Below are 17,018 nucleotides of genomic sequence, written 5' to 3'. Positions count from 1 at the left end.
CGTGCCGTTGCGACCGCTACCGGGAACCACTCGATGCCCTCCACCCGCACCCTGAGCCTCACCGGCCTGGCGATGATCGCCTTCGCCGGCAATTCCATCCTCTGCCGCCTGGCCCTCAAGGCCACCAGCATCGACGCGGTGAGCTTCACTGGCATCCGCATCTTCTCGGGCGCACTGATGCTCGCTCTGCTGCTGAAACTGCGCCATCGCGCCGCCAGCGACGGCGGCAACTGGCGCGCAGCGGCGGCGCTGTTCGTCTATGCCGCGGCGTTCTCCTACGCCTACGTGCAGCTGGATGCCGGCACCGGCGCCCTGCTGCTGTTCGGCGCGGTGCAGGTGACCATGATCCTGGTCGGCCTGCTGCGTGGCGAAAGCCTGCGCGGGCAGGCGCTGGCGGGTTTTCTGCTGGCCCTGGGCGGCCTGCTGGCCCAATTGCTGCCCAGCGCCAGCGCCCCGCCGCTGGCGGGTGCGCTGCTGATGCTGCTGTCCGGCGTGGCCTGGGGGCTGTACTCGCTGCTCGGGCGCAGGGGCAGCGATCCGCTGGCGATCACGACGGGCAACTTCGTGCGCGCCATTAGCTTTGCGGCCGTGCTGGCGGTGTTCTTCCACGCCGATCTGCGGGTGGACACGCTGGGCGTCGTTTATGCCGTGCTGTCCGGAGCGGTGGCTTCCGGGATCGGCTATGCCATCTGGTACAGCGCCCTGCCGGGGCTGTCGGCCATCCAGGGGGCTTCTGTGCAACTGAGCGTGCCGATCCTCGCCGCCCTGTCCGGCGCAGCGCTGCTGGGCGAAGCGATCAGCCTGCGCCTGGCGCTGGTTTCTCTGGCCGTGCTGGGCGGCATCGCCCTGATCCTGCTGGCCAAGGTACGCGCCCCCGTCGCGCAGCGCGCCTGACCTGCTTTGCTCTTCGTAGGAGCGAGCTTGCTCACGAACCTTGCCCCGCAGCGTAATCTGTTCGCGAGCTATAACGATGGCGTCCCCCTCGCTCCTACAGGTCCCTCTGCTATCCCGAGCGACGGAGTCCGCCTGTAGGAGCGCGCCATGCGCGCGATCGCGGGCATGGCCCGCTCCTACAGGTCGCTTGAAAGCTCGGCGCAGGCTGCCCCCTCACCCCAGCCCTCTCCCAAGGGGAGAGGGAGCAGTCCGTGCCGGCTGATGCCGCGGTTTCATCCTGCTCCGAACGGTCCCCTCTCCCCTTGGGAGAGGGTTAGGGTGAGGGCAAGCCCAAACGACGGAGTTTCGTTGTAGGTGCGAATCTTGTCCGTGAAATTCATCGCGGCGAAATCCAATCTCACCAGGAAACTCCGACGTAAAGCGACCATCTTTAGGAGCGCGCCATGGGCGCGATCGCGGGCATGGCCCGCTCCTACAGGAGGAATGCCGCAGCCCGAATCAACGGGCGCTATCGATCAGATGGCACAGCGCCGTCTTCAGCTTCATCGGCCGCACCGGCTTGTGCATCAGCGTGTGCCCCAGCTCGCGGACCTGCTGCTTCAGCTCGTTGCTGTAGTTGGCAGTGATCATCAGCGCCGGTAGCGGCGTGCCACGGCGGGCATTGATCGAGGCCACCGCGTCGACCCCGTTCAGCCCATCGTCGAGGTGGTAATCGACGATCAGCAGGTCCGACTCGGCGTGGAAGTTGTCCACCTGCCGCGCCAGGTCCTCCTCCGACAGCGCCGTCACCACCCGGCAGCCCCAGGTTTCCAGCAGCGTGCGCATGCCGGCGCAGATCGAGGCATCGTTATCCAGCACCCACACGCGGGAGCCGCGCAGGCGCTCCACCAGGTCGTCGGCGGTGCGCTCGGGTTCCGGCGCGCTTCGGGCCACACGGCGCGCCAGCGGGATTTCGATGGCGAAACGCGAGCCTTTGCCCGGTACCGACTCCACCTGAATGCGATGGCCGAGCATGCGCGCGATCTTCTCGACGATGGCCAGGCCCAGACCCAGCCCGCGGTCCTGATGGAGACGCTGCACATCGCCGCGCTTGAACTCCTGGAATATCTCGCCGAGCTTGTCGGCAGCGATGCCCACGCCGGTGTCCCAGACTTCGATCCACAGGCTGTGCCGACGCCGCCGGCAGCCCAGCAGTACCCGGCCCGACGGCGTGTAGCGGATGGCATTGGTCAGCAGGTTGCGCAGGATCCTCGCCAGCAGCTGGATGTCGCTGCGCACCTGCGCGCCACAGGGTACGAAGTCCAGCGCCAGGCCTTCGCTGGCGGCCACCTGACGGTACTCGGCGGCGAGGTTGCCGAGCAGTTCGCTGACATCGAACGAGGCAATGTCCGGCTTGATCACCCCGGCATCCAGCTTGGAGATGTCCACCAGGGTGCCGAGCAGCGTCTCCACGTCTTCCAGCGACTGGCTGATGTTGCGCACCAGCACTTCGCCGCTGCGCTCCTGCAGCGCACTGGTGAACAGCCGCGCGGCGTTCAGCGGTTGCAGCAGGTCGTGGCTGACGGCGGCGAGGAACTTGGTCTTCGACAGGTTCGCTTGCTCCGCCTCGCGCTTGGCTTCACGCAGGCGTCCTTCGACCTGGCTGCGCTCGTCGATCTCGCGCTTGAGCTGGTCATTCAGGCTGGTCAGCTCGGCCGTGCGTTCGCGCACCCGCTGCTCGAGGTTCTGGTAGGCCTGGTGCAGCGCCTCGGCGGTGCGGCGGCGCTCGGTGATGTCGCGGATCAGCACGAACAGGCCGGTCACGGTGCCGTCGGCCTGGCGGTTGGGCACGTAGGAGCGCTGCATGTAGCGCTCCTGCCCGGCGAGGTTGGTCTCGGCGATCTCGAAGGTGACGCTCTCGCCCGACAGCGCGCGCTCGAAGTACGGTTCCAGGCGCTGGCAGTGTTCGGCGCTGTGTACCTCGCGCAGGTTGCGCCCGAGCATCGAGCCGCTGGGCCAGCGGTACCATTCCTCGTAGACCTTGTTGGTGAAGTCGTAATCCAGATCGGCGGTGAGGTAAGCGATCAGCGCCGGGACCTGGTCGGTGATGAGGCGAATCCAGCGTTCGCTTTCACGCAGTGCCTCGGCGTGGCGGTAGCGCTCGGTGATGTCGGTGAAGGTGTTGACGAAGCCCCCGGTCGGCAACGCGTGGGTGCGGATTTCCAGCATGCGTCCGTCGAACAGGCGCTGCTCGATCACCCCTTCCGCCTCGCCCTTGCACGGTCGGCTGCGCGGTGTCAGCAGCGGCAGTTCGCTGTCGGCCATGACCTCGGCGAACGGCCGGTGCGCCTCGATCGGCGCCAGCCCGCAAAGCTCCAGGAAGCGCCGGTTCCACAACTCCAGCGCGCCATCGGCGCCGACCATGGCTACGCCCTGGGACAGGTTGTCGACGGCGCGTTGCAGTAAATGCGATTTCTGCGCCACCGCCTGTTCGCGGCGGGCCATCTCGTTCTGCTTGATCTCGGTAATGTCGCTGTAGAGCACCACCAGCCCGCCGTCGCGGGTCGGCCGTTCGGTGACGCGCACCCAGCGGTCGTTGCGCAGGCGATAGAGGGTGTGCTCGTCGTCGCTGCTGCGCTGTTCCTCGACGATCAGCCCGCTGCTCTGCGCCAGCCGGCGCACCTCGGCGAGCCGCGTTCCCGCGCCGACACGGGCGCGGGTCTGCGCCCAGAAGGCCCGGAACCGTTCGTTGTAGAGGACGATGCGCTGCTGCGGGTCGAACAGCACGAAGGCATCGGAGATGCTCTCGATGGCATCGAGCAGATGCTGGTGCGCAGTCTCGGCGCGCAGGCGCGCGTCGCTGAGCAGCTGGTTGCTGGATTTCAGCTCGACCATCGCTTCGCTCAGCGCATCGGTGCGCTCTCGCACCTGCTCGGCCAGCACCACCGAATGCTGGAAGGCGCCATAGGCGTTGTCGCCGCGCAAGGTGGCCGACTCGACACGCTCGATCAGCGCCGCATTGATCCGCTGCAGCTTGTGGTTGTCGCGCTCCAGCTCGTCAATGCGCGCACGCAGGTCAGCGTCCGGCGTTGCCCCGAGGACGGCCAATGGCGACACCGGTGAAGGTCTGGTTGATATGCATGCCATTGAATTGTTCCCCGTAGGTGTTGAAGCCGATCACCTGCTGGCTGCGCAGAAACTCGGCGGTGGGCCCGGTATCGCCGGCCACCTCCAGCTCCAGGCGGCGCAGGAAGCAGTCGCAGCCGATGGTCAGCAATGGCGGGCCGAGGCGTTCGTGCAGGCGCTGGAACTGCGCCTGCAGCCCGGGCAGCAGCGGGCCGGTGCTCATGGCGGTGAGGACGATGCCGTTCTCCACCGCGCAGTAGAACGTCAGGCTGAGGTCTTCGTTGACCTGCTGGATCGAGCGCACGTAGTACTGGTCACGCACCCGCACCGCCAGCGGATGCGCCGGGAACAGCGAGAAATCCAGCTGCTCCAGCGGCACTCCGACCAGCCGGGCGAACTCCAGCGCGGCCGGCTCGGCGTTGAGCTCCAGCACGCGGCGGCTGTCGCTGTCGGCGCGGGTGACCACCAGTTTCTCCTCGCTGGGCAGCACGTGGTGGGTGGTGAACACCTCGAAGTCCAGCCAGGTGTTGAACAGCACCACCACCGCCGCGCCGGTGTGGAACTGGCCCTGGTAATAGACGTGGGTGTGGGTCAGGTGGTTGTCGTCGCCGGCCGAGCCGCCGAAATGCGGGATAGCGCCCAGCGCGGCACTGAGCGCGGCGAGCACCACTTCCTCGCGGCTGGACAGGCCGTCGAGCAGGGTCAGGGCGAAGCTGTGGTCCTTGATCGGCGCCAGCCCGGCGCTGCGGCAGTCCGCCACCAGCGACTCGACCATCTGCTGCGCGTCGATCAGGCTGAAGCGCTCCATCTCGTCCACCAGCGCGCAGGAGATGGCGAAGGTGCGCAAATCGAAGCCGACGGCGGTGACGCAGCCACGCCCATAGCCCTGCGGGGTGATCTCCCCGGCGGTGGTGCAGCCGGCCAGGTCGATGCCGCCGAAATACTGCTCCAGCGCGGCGGCCAGCGTCGGCAGGTCGTATTCGGCGGAACAGAAGAACAGCACGAAGCCGAGGTTGGGATGGATCAGCTGGCGCGCCAGGTCCTGGGCAACCGCCTCGACGTCGCGGGCACTGGACATGCCGCGAACGACTCCTTGTGTTTCGTGCATGGCGTACGCCCAGTCAGGATATCGACGTTGGCATTCTACGAAGCAGCCGGAGCGCGCCCCATGCTACTTGGGTCGTGACGGGTCTATCCGAAAGTAGCGGGAAATTTGTAGGAGCAGGCCACGCAAGCGAACCGTGGGCAGGGCCGGCGCCGTCCCTTGGGCCGCATTCCGGCCATGACGGCTCCCCCATCAAACAAAAAAAGCGGGCGACACGCCGTGCCGACCCGCCGAAACGGAACCAAAGGAGTTGGGGGGTTACCAGTTGAGGACGGCGCCCACCGCGAAGGTGTCAGTGTCTTCGCTGACGGTGGAGCCCTTGCGGCCGTCGATCTCGTAGACGTTGTACTCGGCCACCAGCTTCAGGTTGTCGTTGATGGTGCGGAAGTAGGCGATGCCCTGGGTGGAGTAATCCGCCGCGCTGCCCAGGCCGTTGCCGTCGTCGCGGGTCTCGCCGGTGGACAGCGCCACACGGTTCTTGCCCCAGCTGTAGGAGCCCTGCAGCAGCACGCCGCGGCTGTCCACTTCACGCAGCGCAGCTTCACCCGCGTTGTTGGTGAAGAACGGGTTGATGCCCTTGGCGGTGAAGCCCGACCCCGTGAGCGAGAAGCCGCCCATCTTCGCCTGGAGGCCATAGCCCAGGCCCTTCGAGGTCACGCTGTCGACTTCGTCGTTGGTGTTCTTCGAGGTCTGGTAGGCGCCGTTGACCCAGCTGTAGATCTTCGCCCCGCCGACGTCGAACTGGTAGCTGATCTCGCTCTCGTAGCGCGGGTTGTCCTGGTAGGCCTTGTCGTCGAGGCCGTCACTGGCGTCCTTGTCGATCTGGTTGGTGTCGATCGGGTCCATGATGCCCACCGCGATGTGCAGGCCTTCCACCAGGTTGTTGTTGCGGTAGGTGATCTGCGAGGTCGGGAACGGGTACGGGTAGCCGGTGCCGATGTTGCCGAAGGACACGCCCTTGCCATCCACCAGGCCGAGGGTATCGCTGGCGTTGCCGAAGCCGGCGAGCAGTTCGTCGAGGAAGATGTTGGAACGCGAGAACAGGCCGAAGTCCTTGCCGATCAGCACCTCGCCCCAGTCGCCGGCGACATTGCCGTAGAACTGGCGGACGTCGATGGCGGTGTCGGTGCCGTCCTGCTCGCTGTCGTTGATGGTCACCCAGAACGAGGAGCGCCCGGTGAGGGTCAGGCCGTCGATCTTCTTGCCGAAGTTGAAGCCGATGTAGTTGGGCAGGAAGCCCATCTTCACCCGCGACTGGCGGCGGTCGTAGGTTTCGCCGTTGCGATCGACGTCGCTGTTCACATAGAAGGCGTTGAAGTAGCCGTCGGTGGAAAAGGTCGTGTCGTCCTTGTCGTACAGCATGATGTCGGCGCTGGCTCCGCTCGACACTGAAGACAGGGCCAGGGTGGACAATGCCAGCGGCAGCAGCTGGCGGCGGACGGCGATCTTGTTCTTGTTCATGGCGCTCTCCGGGTGGGGGGGTCGACTGCGGCTCAGTCGTGTCGGAGGCGATTATCGAAACGCTCGCGGCCTTGCCATACGCTGCTTTGGCGCCGGTTCCACGGGCCTTGCAGGCGTCTTGCGGGAGCACTGCGCAAGGCTCTGCGACCACCGCTTCCTCAGGCGCGTGGCGATGGTCGCGGGTAGTCGTGACCGCCGGGCAGCTACCTTGGGCCAGCACACCGGGCGTAAGGCAAAAGTCGACCGTGGCACCGCCTTGCGGACGGCACCCCAGGTCGAAAGTACGAGGATCAGGCGTGGCTGAGCAGCAGCCAGTGACCGCCCTGGGCGGAGCTGAGCGCCGAATGCGCGGCGCGCAGCTCGGTGGCGCAGAGGTTGCCGAGCGCCTGGACCATGGCCTCACGGTGCGACGATGCGACGCCGGCCAGCTGGTCGTTCCAGGCCTGATGCAGGCGTTCGGCGAAGTCGTCCGGCGCGCGCGCCAGCTCAGCGGCCAGCGGAGCGCGCAGGCTGTCGACTCGTTGCGGGTCGATCCGCAGCAGGGCTTCGCCCTGGCGGTAAAGGAAGCTGTCGACCTCGGCCTGCAACTCCACCGCCGACAACAACGGCGACTGCACCGCGAAGAGAATGCCGCGGCGCATGCCCACTTGGCGGAAGCCGCAGTACAGTGCATAGGCCAGTTGCCGCTCGCCGCGCAGCCAGTGGAAGAAGGCCGGCTCCAGCACGCGGGCCAGCAAGCGCCACGCGGCTTCGTCGGCCGCCGAGCGCGACGCCAGCGGGCAGAACAGCAACAGCGCCGCTTCGCCCGCCAGCTCCAGTACCTGGCGATGCCGACCGGCCGGGCCGCTGCGCGGCGGCAACGCGCTGGTGGTCGAGTAGCCTGCCAGGGTATCCGGCAACTCGATGCCGCGAGTCAGGTCGTCCCAATGGGCGGCGGACCAGTCCGGTGATGCATCGCTGTCTCCGGCCAGCATCTGCGGCAGCAGATCGAGCAACTGTCGGATCGGCATTTCACCTTCGCGGCGACGGCGTTCGGCAGCGTGCAGACGCGCGCCCTGCCCCAGCACAGCGGCGGCAGGATGCTGAAGCGCATGGATCGCGCACTCGGCCAGCTCGGCAAGGTGGTTCTTCGCCCCCGACAGCATCAGTGTCCAGTCACTTTCCATGGCCTCCAGGCGCAGGCTGGCGCCCTCGTGCCGTGCTGCGCCTGCAAGCGGACGCAGCGCCTGCCTGGCGCAAAGGAATGCCGGCCGGCTTGGCGGCTGCGGGAAGCGCCAGCGCAGGTAAAGGGCAGCGGGCTCGGCCTGCTTGGCCGCTTGCGTCGGCGTGAAGGACCACGGCTCGCCCCGCAGCGGTTCGATACTGCGCTGCGGGCTACGGCCGACATCGAGGATGAAGCCGGCCGAGGTCAGCGACTCGCCGATCACCGGCTCGCAGGTCAGCAGGCGGATCATCCGCAGTGTTACCAGTTGGCCGATCCATGCCGAGGGATTGGCGCTTCCCGCGCGGCGTTGCAGCTGTTCCAGGGCGCCGGTGGGCTCATCGACAGGAGCAGCGGCGAGGATATCCTCCGGCAATTTGCGCAGCGCCTCCAGCCAGGAAAGGAAGGCTGATTCGACGAGATCGGCGGTGGCGGCTTCGGCCAGTTCGAAATCGAAACGCAACAACGCTTGGCCGTTGGCGAAGCGGCTCAGACGCACACGGGCGCTGTCGGCAAGCCCGTTCTGCCCCAGGCAGGCCAGCAGTGATCCGGGCGCCTCGTCGGCCAGCCAGCCCTGCAACTGTTCCAGCAACGCACCGCCCTCACCCGCCACGCCCTCCAGGGCGAAGGCCAGCACCAGTCGCGGGGCGCCGGTCAGGCGCAGCTTCAGTTCCTGACCGGCCAGTGGCAGGAGGGACTCGGCACTGGCGGATTCGACCAGCGCGCCGGACGGGAGCACAGCGGCTTCGCGCTCGACCAGTGCCTCCAGTTCTTCCAGCGATTGCGGGCCCTGCAGCCAGAGTTCCAGCGCCCCGCCCACCTGACAGGAGCGGATGAAGGCACGCAGCGCCTTCTGGAACTCGGCGTTTTCCACCTTGAGGCTGTCGCGGCGACCGGCCACGAAGCGCCCCAGGGGGTGCCGCGGCGCCACCGCCAGCGCCAGGGCGGCGTCGATCAGGGTGTCAGGATCGCGGCCGCGGGCAAGGAATTCGGCTTCCAGCACTTCCCGTTCGGCGACCTGCACGGCTTCGTCCAGCAGCGGCCGCGCCAGCATGTCCACCAGCCGCGCCAACCCGTCCCCCAGATCGGCGGCCGGTACCTCGAAGAAGTAGTCCGTCTGCCGGGCCCGGGTGCTGGCATTGAGCCGACCGCCACGGGCCTGCACCCACGGCATCAGGCGCTCGCCCTCGACGAAGCGCTCGCCACAGAGGAACAGCAGGTGCTCGATGAAGTGCGCGAGGCCGGGGAAGGCTTCCGGCTCGTCGTGGCTGCCACGGGCGATCCGCAACAGCGCGGCGGCGCGGCTGGCGCCGGGAGCCTGGATGACGGTGGCGCGCAGGCCGTTGGCGAGGGTCAGGGTCTTGGCGGGAAGGCTGTTCATCGGCATCCGGTCCGGTTGATGGCCGTCACCATCGCCGAAGGCGCGGCAAAGGGAAATACGGCTTTGGCAGCAAACGCTTGCCGGCATTGGCCCACGCCATCAGGCGGGCTACCATTCCCGACGCCACTCGACCTTCGCCATTCTCTTGAAAGGAATACGCTCGCCATGAGCACCGCCCTGCTGATCATCGACGTCCAGTCCGACCTGTGTACCGGCGACTGCGCCTGTTTCGACATCGACAATGTGCTGCAGCGCATCAATGGTCTGAGTCGAGCGGCGCGTGGGGCCGGCGTGCCGGTGGTGCTGGTGCAGCACGAGGACGATGACCTGCAGTATGGCAGCGCCGGCTGGCAGCTGGAATCGCGACTGCTCACCGCCCCTGCGGACCTCCAGGTGCGCAAGACCACCCCGGACTCCTTCCTGCGCACCGACCTCGCCGACCTGCTGCAAGCGCGCGGCATCGATCACCTGGTGGTCTGCGGCCTGCAGAGCGACTACTGCGTCGACACCACCACCCGCCGCGCCCTGGCGCAGGGCTACGCCGTGACGCTGGTGGGCGATGCCCACTCCACCGTCGACAATGCCGTGCTCAGCGCCGCGCAGATCAGCGCGCACCACAACGCGGTACTGGGCAGCATCAGCAGCTTCGGCCCGCGCGCCAAAGTGGTCCCGGCCGCCGACGTGCATTTCTGAAGCCCGCGAGGTCATCCCCGTGAATTTCGACTGGAACGACATCCCGATCCTCCTCGCCCTCGCCCGGCACGGCAGCATGAGCGCCGCCGGCCGCGCGCTGGGCGTCGACCCCTCGACCATGAGCCGGCGCCTGGTGGCCGCGGAAAGCGCGCTGCAGACCCGCCTGTTCATCCGCGACAACGCGGGCTACAAGGCCACCGACGCCGGCACGGCCTTTCTTGGCTACGCCGAGCGCATCCTCGGTGATGTGCAGAGCATGCTGCTGGAAACGCGCAACGAAGCCAGCGCCATCAACGGCTCGGTGCGCATCACCGCGGTGGATTTCCTCTTCAGCCACTGGCTGGTGCAGCACATGCCGCAACTGGCGCGCACCTATCCCAACCTGCAGTTGCAGCTGATCCCGGCGAACCGCGCGCTGTCCTTCACCCGTCGCGAAGCCGACTTCGCCCTGCGCCTGGCGCGCCCGGCGGAAGACGCCGCGCTGGTGATGCGCAAGGTCGCCGACATCGGTTTCGCCATCTACGCCGCCACGCCTTTCGCCCAGGTGCCGCCTGAGCAATGGCCGCAGCAGCCCTGGCTGGGCTACGGCGAAGACCTCGATGACACCCCGGAGATGTGCTGGCTGCGGCGCTTCGTCCCGGATGCCAATTTCGCCCTGCGCGCGAGCAGTGTGACCACGCTGATCCACGCCTGCGAAAGCGGCCTGGGCATGGCGTTGCTGCCGTGCTTCCTCGGCGAGCGCGAAGGCCTGGTACGCCTCTCCGGCGCGGTGGTCGTGCGGGAAATCTGGCTGCTCGCTCACCGCGACGCCGGCCGCATCGGTCGCTTCCAGGCGGTCAGTGACTGGCTGCGCGAAGTGTTCGACCAGGACGCTGCGCAGCTCAGCGGCGAGCACCTGGACGTGCGTGCGCTCGGCGCCGTGGAAGTCAGCCGGGGCTGATCGCTTCCCGAAGAAAAAAGCCCGGATGTCTCGCGACATCCGGGCTTTTTGCCATCGGGGCCGAATGCGTGGTTACGGCTGGACCGGCGGGAGGTACTGCAGGGTGGTGCCCAGTGCCCAGAGCAGGAACAGCACCAGGGGCACGTGGACGAGCAGCTGGACGAAGCTGAAGCCGATCAGGTCGCGGGCTTTCAGGCCCAGCACGCCGAGCAGCGGCAGCATGTAGAACGGGTTGATCAGGTTCGGCAGCGCTTCGGCGGCGTTGTAGATCTGCACCGCCCAGCCCAGGTGGTACTGCAGCTCGTTGGCTACCTGCATCACATAGGGCGCCTCGATGATCCACTTGCCACCGCCAGACGGGATGAAGAAGCCCAGCACCGCCGAGTACACACCCATCAGCAGCGCATAGGTGTCGTGGGAAGCGATCTGCACGAAGAAGGTGGAGATGTGGTGGGCGATGGTGGAGCCGTCGCCGCCCTTCACAGTGGTCAGGATCGCCGCGATGGAGCCGTACAGCGGGAACTGGATCAGCACCCCGGTGGTGGTCGGCACGGCGCGGGCCACGGCGTCGAGGAAGTTGCGCGGGCGCCAGTGCAGCAGCGCGCCCACCATGAGGAACAGCAGGTTGTAGGTGTTCAGCCCGGAGATCGCGGTGATCGCCGGCTTCGTGCTGAATTCGTGGACCAGCCAGCCGGCGGCCAGGGCAACCAGCATCAGGATCAGCAGCGGGCTGTGTTCCAGCCATTCGCCCGGCCGGGTCGCCTTCGGCGCACTCGGCGGAGTGAAGCTGACGTCCACGCCGCAGGCCTTCGCATCACGGGCGCTGGCCGCGCCGGGTGCGGTCATGTAGGCGATGACCAGCGACACCAGCACCAGCGCCAGCAGCATCACGCCGGACTGCCAGAGGAAGATGGTCTCGGTGAACGGGATGACACCGGTGATCGCCAGGATCGACGGCGGCAGGCTGGCCGGGTTGGCCTGCAGCTGCGCGGCGGAGGACGACAGGCCAAGCGCCCACACGGCGCCCAGGCCCAGGTAGGCGGCGGCGCCGGCGGCGCGGTAGTCCATCTTCAGGTCTTCGCGACGCGCCAGGGCGCGTACCAGCAGGCCGCCGAACACCAGGGACAGGCCCCAGTTGAGCAGCGAAGCGACCATGGAAATGACCGCGACCCAGGCGACTGCCGAGCGGCCGTTCTTCGGCACGCGGGCGAACAGGTCGATGAGTTTGGACGCCGGGCCGGAGCTGGCGACCACGTAGCCGCCGATGACCACGAAGGCCATCTGCATGGTGAAGGGGATCAGGCTCCAGAAGCCGTCACCGAAGGCCTTGGCGGTTTCGGTGGCCGGTGCGCCGATGGCCAGTGCGGCCACGCTGACGATCAGCACCGCGAGCGCGGCGAAGACCCAGGAGTCGGGGAACCAGCGCTCGGCCCAGTTGGAACAGGCCATGGCGAAGCGCGCCGAGCGGCTGTCCTGAACGGCTGTGCCGGGGGTTTGGGCGTGGGAATTCATAATGGTCTACCTCGTTGTTCTTGTAATGGCTCATCGTCGAACGGGGCTTGTGGCAATACCCGTCCTGGAATGAAAAACCGCCCGGCCTGCGTGGGGCCGAGCGGTGACGCAAGGGTTTGCCGGCGCCGGGGGACGCCGAAAACCGCGGCAGGATGTTCGTCTGTCGGTGTGCCCACCCACCATCCTGCCTACCGGTACGACATGGATACATGCCGCCCGGCGCTCGCCAATCAATCGTTGGTCGCTTGGTCCTCGGTCGCGCCTTCAGTCCCGGATCAGGGCCATGGCGACACCCTGACCGCCGCCGATGCACAGGGTCGCGAGACCCTTCTTCGCATCACGGCGGAGCATTTCGTGGAGCAGCGTCACCAGCACGCGGGCGCCCGAGGCGCCGATCGGGTGGCCAAGGGCGACGGCGCCGCCGTTGACGTTGACCTTCTCGGCGTTCCAGCCCAGCTCCTTGCCGACCGACAGGGCCTGCGCGGCGAAGGCTTCGTTGGCCTCGATCAGCTCGACGTCGTCGAGGCTCCAGCCGGCCTTTTCCAGGCAGCTGCGGGTCGCGGTCACCGGGGCGATGCCCATGATCGACGGGTCGACACCACTGCTCGCATAGGCTTGGATGCGCGCCAGAACCGGGAGGTTCAGACTGCGTGCGCGCTCGGCGCTCATCAGCAGGACGGCGGCGGCGCCATCGTTGAGGGTGGAGGCGTTGCCGGCGGTGACAGTGCCATCCTTCTTGAAGGCAGGCTTGAGCTTGCCCAGGGATTCGGCGGTGGTGCCGGCGCGCGGTTGCTCATCGGTGTCGAAGGACAGGGGCTCTCCCTTGCGTTGGGGAATCAGCACCGGGGTGATCTCGTCCTTGAAGCGGCCGGCCTCGATGGCCGAGGCGGCTTTGAGCTGGGACTGCGCGGCAAAGGCGTCCTGCGCCTCGCGGCTGATACCGAACTTTTCGGCCAGGTTCTCGGCGGTGATGCCCATGTGGTAGTCGTTGAAGGCGTCGATCAGGCCGTCGCGCAGCAGGGTGTCCTGCAGCTCGGCGTGGCCCATGCGCAGTCCGGTACGGGCCTTGGGCAGCACGTAGGGCGCGAGGCTCATGCTTTCCTGGCCGCCGGCAATGATGGCGTCCGCGTCGCCGCAACGGATCGCCTGGACGCCGAGGAACAGCGCCTTCAGGCCCGAGCCGCAGAGCTTGTTGATGGTCATCGACGGCACTTCCACCGGCAGGCCGGCGCCTATGGCGGCCTGCCGCGCGGGGTTCTGCCCGGCGCCGGCGGTGAGCACCTGGCCGAGGATGACTTCGTCGATCTGGTCCGGCTTCACGCCGCTGCGTTCGAGCAGCGAGCGGATGACCAGACTGCCCAGTTCATGGGCGGGAATGTTCGCCAGGCTGCCCTGGAAGGCGCCGATGGCGGTGCGGGTGGCGGCGACAATAACTACGTCTTGCATCTGGGAACTCCGAAGCTGGCTTTACCTGTAGGAGCGCGCCATGCGCGCGAATCGCGGGCATGGCCCGCTCCTACACAGGGGATCAGAAGGTCATTTCCTTCACATCGTCCGGCACAATGAGGCGGCCGGCGGTCTTCTCGGCGATCTCTTCGACAGTCACTCCCGGCGCGGTCTCGCGCAGGATGAAGGCACCGTTCTCGATTTCCAGGTAGGCCAGGTCGGTCAGTACCTTGCGGATGCAGCCGGCGCCGGTCAGCGGCAGCGAGCAGCGGTCGAGCAGCTTGGACTCGCCGTCCTTGGAGGCGTGGGTCATGGTCACGATGATGTTGTCCGCGCCGGCCACCAGGTCCATGGCGCCGCCCATGCCCTTCACCAGCTTGCCGGGGATCATCCAGGAGGCGATGTTGCCCTGCACGTCCACCTCGAAGGCACCGAGCACGGTGAGGTCGACGTGACCGCCACGGATCATCGCGAAAGATTCGGCAGAGGAGAAAATCGACGCGCCCTTCACGGCGGTCACGGTCTGCTTGCCGGCGTTGATCATGTCGGCGTCGACCGTGTCTTCGGTGGGGAACGCGCCCATGCCGAGCAGGCCGTTCTCCGATTGCAGCATCACTTCCATGCCCTCGGGCACGTAGTTGGCGACCAAGGTCGGGATGCCGATGCCCAGGTTCACGTAGAAGCCGTCCTGCAGCTCGCGCGCCACGCGCTGAGCCATCTGTTCGCGGGTCAATGCCATCTTCTTGTCTCTCTTGTCCGGTGGGCTCAGGAACGAACGGTGCGCTTCTCGATGCGCTTCTCGAAGGTGCCTTGGATGATGCGGTCGACGTAGATGCCGGGGGTGTGGATCTGGGTCGGGTCCAGTTCACCCGGCTCGACGATCTCCTCCACCTCGACGACCGTGATGCGGCCTGCGGTGGCGACTACCGGATTGAAGTTCTGCGCGGTGTGGCGGTAGATGACGTTGCCATAGTGGTCGGCCTTCCAGCCCTTGACGATGGCGAAGTCGCCGGTGATGGCGCGCTCCATCACGTAGTGGCGGCCGTCGAACTCGCGCACTTCCTTGCCGTCGGCGACCGGGGTGCCGTAGCCGGTGGCGGTGAAGAAGGCCGGGATGCCGGCGCCGCCAGCACGGAGTTTTTCCGCCAGGGTGCCCTGCGGGGTCAGTTCGACCTCCAGCTCACCGGACAGCAGCTGCTGCTCGAACAGCGCGTTCTCGCCAACGTAGGACGCGATCATCTTGCGGATCTGGCGGTCCTCCAGCAGCACGCCGAGGCCGAAGCCGTCGATGCCACAGTTGTTGGAGACCACGGTCAGGCCCTTCACGCCCAGCTTGCGGATGTGCGCGATGAGGTTTTCCGGGATGCCGCAGATGCCGAAGCCGCCCGCCAGTACCGTCATGTCGTCGGTGAGCCCGGCAAGGGCTTCCTCGTAACTGCCTACACGCTTGTCGAGTCCTGCCATGTTGCTGCTGCCTCTTGTATTTGGAATGTCCGACCCATCGGTCAGAGAGCGTCTGCAGCTTCACCGGCAGCGACTGATTTGTTAAGTTTGTTTTTCCAATTGATTGATATGGTTTGCTTATCAATATGACTGTGAAGCAACTGCGCGCCTTCCTCGCCGTCGCCCAGAGCCTGAGCTTCGCCCAGGCCTGCGAGCGCTTGCACCTGTCGCAGCCGGCGCTGAGCCTGGCGATCAAGAGCCTGGAAGAGTCCCTGGGCGGCCAGTTGCTGGTGCGTACTACCCGCAGCGTGGCGCTCACACCGGAGGGCGAAACGCTGCTGCCCCTGGCGCGCCGGCTGCTGGCGGACTGGGACAACGCCGAGGAAGTGATGCACCAGCACTTCACCCTGCAGCTGGGCAGGGTCTCCATCGCCGCCATGCCCTCCTTCGCCGGCAACCTGCTGCCCGCCGTGCTGCGCACCTTTCGCGACCGCCACCCGAAGGTGAACGTGGCGGTACACGACGTGATCAACGAGCAGGTGCTGGAGATGGTGCGCAACCATCGGGTGGAGCTGGGCATCGCCCTGGAGCCGGACAGCCTCGACGGGCTGACTTTCACGCCTTTCTACACCGACCGTTTCGTTGCCGTGCTGCCCGCGGACTCAGCGCTGGCAAACGAATCCCGGATCACCTGGGAGCAGTTGCTGGCAGACCATTTCATTACCCTGCAACGTCCATCGGCCGTGCGTCTGCTGCTCGAAGAGCAGTTGCAGGGGCGACTGCCGGTGGCGTTCGAAAGCCACCAGTTAGTCACGGTGGGCCGGATGGTGGCCGAAGGGCTGGGCGTCAGCGCCGTGCCGCGCCTGTGCCGGCAGCAGATGGAAGAGCTGGGCGCGCGTTGCGTGGCGCTCGACGAACCGCGCATCGAGCGCCGGGTGGGGCTGTTCTGCCTGGCGGAGCACAAGCTTTCCAGTGCCGCGCAGGCGCTGGGCGATGTGCTGGTGAACGGGACGGACTGGGCGGGGATGGAGCAGGAGTGACAGCGCGCCGTCAAACCTCTCCGCCCATCCGCAAACTGACCTCCCGCGCCATCTCCAGCAGGGTCCGCGCCGCCTCGCCATGAGCTTCGGCGGCAAAGCTCGCCTGCGAACCGACCACGGTAATCACCCCGGCCAGTTCGCGGCCGGTCTTGAACAGCGGCACCGACAGCGCATTCACCCCCGGCATCAGCAGGCCGTGGATGGCATGCAGGCCCTCACTGCGAATGCCCTCCAGCACCGCCAAATCAGCGCCCTCCTCCAGCCCATCCTTGTAGGCCGCGAATACGAGCCCGGTGGACGAACCGTGCAGCGGCAGCACCGAGCCGACCTGGGTCACCAGCGTGACCATGCCCTGGGCCGGCTCAACCTGTACAACGGTCGGCCCGTGGCTGCCCCAGATGGCGAGGAAGCAGGTCTGCCCCAGCACATCGCGCAACTCGGCCAGCACCGGGCTCGCAACCTTCACCACGTCCAACCGGCGGATCGCCGCCAGGCCGACGTACAACGCCTCGCGTCCCAGGCCGTAATGGTTGGTCAGCGGGTCTTGCTCGGCGAAGCCGCTGGCGATCAGCGCCTGCAGATAGCGGTGGACCTTGGCCGCCGGCATGTCCAGGTACTCGCCCAGATGCTTGAGCGAAGTGCTCGGCGCAAGGTCCGCCAGGGCCTTGAGGATCTGCGTGCCCACCTCGGCGGATTGCACCTTTGCGCCCTTCGTCGGGACGGAGTCTTCTGCGTCGTTCATGGTCTTCAACTTAAAGGAACTCCCAGACGGACTTGACGGCCCGCCGTCACGAAAT

At 67.0% G+C, this 17,018-nt stretch carries 13 protein-coding genes; 4 read left to right on the top strand and 9 right to left on the bottom strand.

All coding sequences use genetic code 11. The annotated features are described in order from the left end of the window. The first annotated feature begins 33 nt into the window (after positions 1-33). Complete coding sequence (locus IB275_RS15035) at positions 34-894, top strand: EamA family transporter (protein ID WP_192296131.1); 861 nt, start codon at positions 34-36, stop codon at positions 892-894. Positions 895-1,392: 498 nt separating this feature from the next. Here IB275_RS15035 and nahK read toward each other — a convergent pair whose 3' ends face one another. The 4 genes from nahK to pqqF all read right to left on the bottom strand — a co-directional run bounded on the left by nahK (position 1,393) and on the right by pqqF (position 9,147). Continuing rightward, positions 1,393-4,020 carry a hybrid sensor histidine kinase/response regulator NahK/ErcS' gene (gene nahK / locus IB275_RS15030; RefSeq protein WP_192296132.1) on the bottom strand — a complete coding sequence of 876 codons (2,628 nt, stop codon included), beginning with the start codon at positions 4,018-4,020 and terminating at the stop codon, positions 1,393-1,395. Beyond that, positions 3,950-5,107, bottom strand: coding sequence for a nitric oxide-sensing protein NosP (gene nosP, locus IB275_RS15025; RefSeq protein WP_192296133.1), 1,158 nt, complete (start codon positions 5,105-5,107; stop codon positions 3,950-3,952). The genes nahK and nosP overlap by 71 nt, the downstream gene beginning before the upstream one ends. Before the next feature lie 255 nt (positions 5,108-5,362). Then, positions 5,363-6,565 carry a porin family protein gene (locus IB275_RS15020; protein ID WP_192296134.1) on the bottom strand — a complete coding sequence of 401 codons (1,203 nt, stop codon included), beginning with the start codon at positions 6,563-6,565 and terminating at the stop codon, positions 5,363-5,365. A 290-nt stretch (positions 6,566-6,855) separates the two neighbouring features. Continuing rightward, entirely contained in the window at positions 6,856-9,147 is a 2,292-nt protein-coding gene (gene pqqF / locus IB275_RS15015; RefSeq protein WP_192296135.1) for a pyrroloquinoline quinone biosynthesis protein PqqF, read from the bottom strand. 165 nt (positions 9,148-9,312) lie between these two features. On the opposite strand from pqqF, the gene IB275_RS15010 reads away from it, so the two are divergent. Together IB275_RS15010 and IB275_RS15005 are read left to right on the top strand one after the other, a co-directional pair. Beyond that, positions 9,313-9,840: a cysteine hydrolase family protein gene (locus IB275_RS15010; RefSeq protein ID WP_192296136.1), complete on the top strand. Its 528-nt coding sequence runs from the start codon at positions 9,313-9,315 to the stop codon at positions 9,838-9,840. A gap of 19 nt (positions 9,841-9,859) precedes the next feature. Then, a complete protein-coding gene (locus tag IB275_RS15005) occupies positions 9,860-10,780 on the top strand; it encodes a LysR family transcriptional regulator (RefSeq protein ID WP_192296137.1) in 921 nt (306 codons plus the stop codon). 72 nt (positions 10,781-10,852) lie between these two features. Here the strand turns inward: IB275_RS15005 and IB275_RS15000 are convergent, their stop codons facing one another. From IB275_RS15000 to IB275_RS14985, 4 genes are all read right to left on the bottom strand, one after another. Further along, positions 10,853-12,292, bottom strand: a complete 1,440-nt coding sequence (locus IB275_RS15000; RefSeq protein ID WP_081519812.1) for a short-chain fatty acid transporter — start codon at positions 12,290-12,292, stop codon at positions 10,853-10,855. A gap of 264 nt (positions 12,293-12,556) precedes the next feature. Further along, positions 12,557-13,738, bottom strand: coding sequence for an acetyl-CoA C-acetyltransferase (locus IB275_RS14995; protein WP_192296138.1), 1,182 nt, complete (start codon positions 13,736-13,738; stop codon positions 12,557-12,559). A gap of 82 nt (positions 13,739-13,820) precedes the next feature. Beyond that, a complete protein-coding gene (locus tag IB275_RS14990; RefSeq protein WP_138215588.1) occupies positions 13,821-14,477 on the bottom strand; it encodes a CoA transferase subunit B in 657 nt (218 codons plus the stop codon). Between the two features lie 26 nt (positions 14,478-14,503). Beyond that, positions 14,504-15,202, bottom strand: a complete 699-nt coding sequence (locus tag IB275_RS14985; RefSeq protein WP_081519809.1) for a CoA transferase subunit A — start codon at positions 15,200-15,202, stop codon at positions 14,504-14,506. 125 nt (positions 15,203-15,327) lie between these two features. On the opposite strand from IB275_RS14985, the gene IB275_RS14980 reads away from it, so the two are divergent. After that, a complete protein-coding gene (locus IB275_RS14980; RefSeq protein WP_192296139.1) occupies positions 15,328-16,221 on the top strand; it encodes a LysR family transcriptional regulator in 894 nt (297 codons plus the stop codon). A 10-nt stretch (positions 16,222-16,231) separates the two neighbouring features. Here IB275_RS14980 and IB275_RS14975 read toward each other — a convergent pair whose 3' ends face one another. Beyond that, positions 16,232-16,963 carry an IclR family transcriptional regulator gene (locus IB275_RS14975; protein WP_192296140.1) on the bottom strand — a complete coding sequence of 244 codons (732 nt, stop codon included), beginning with the start codon at positions 16,961-16,963 and terminating at the stop codon, positions 16,232-16,234. Between the last annotated feature and the right edge of the window lie 55 nt (positions 16,964-17,018).

It is taken from the genome of Pseudomonas sp. PDM21, assembly GCF_014852505.2.
In the GTDB taxonomy this organism is placed as follows: domain Bacteria; phylum Pseudomonadota; class Gammaproteobacteria; order Pseudomonadales; family Pseudomonadaceae; genus Pseudomonas.
This window is presented reverse-complemented; position numbering and strand designations above follow the sequence as displayed.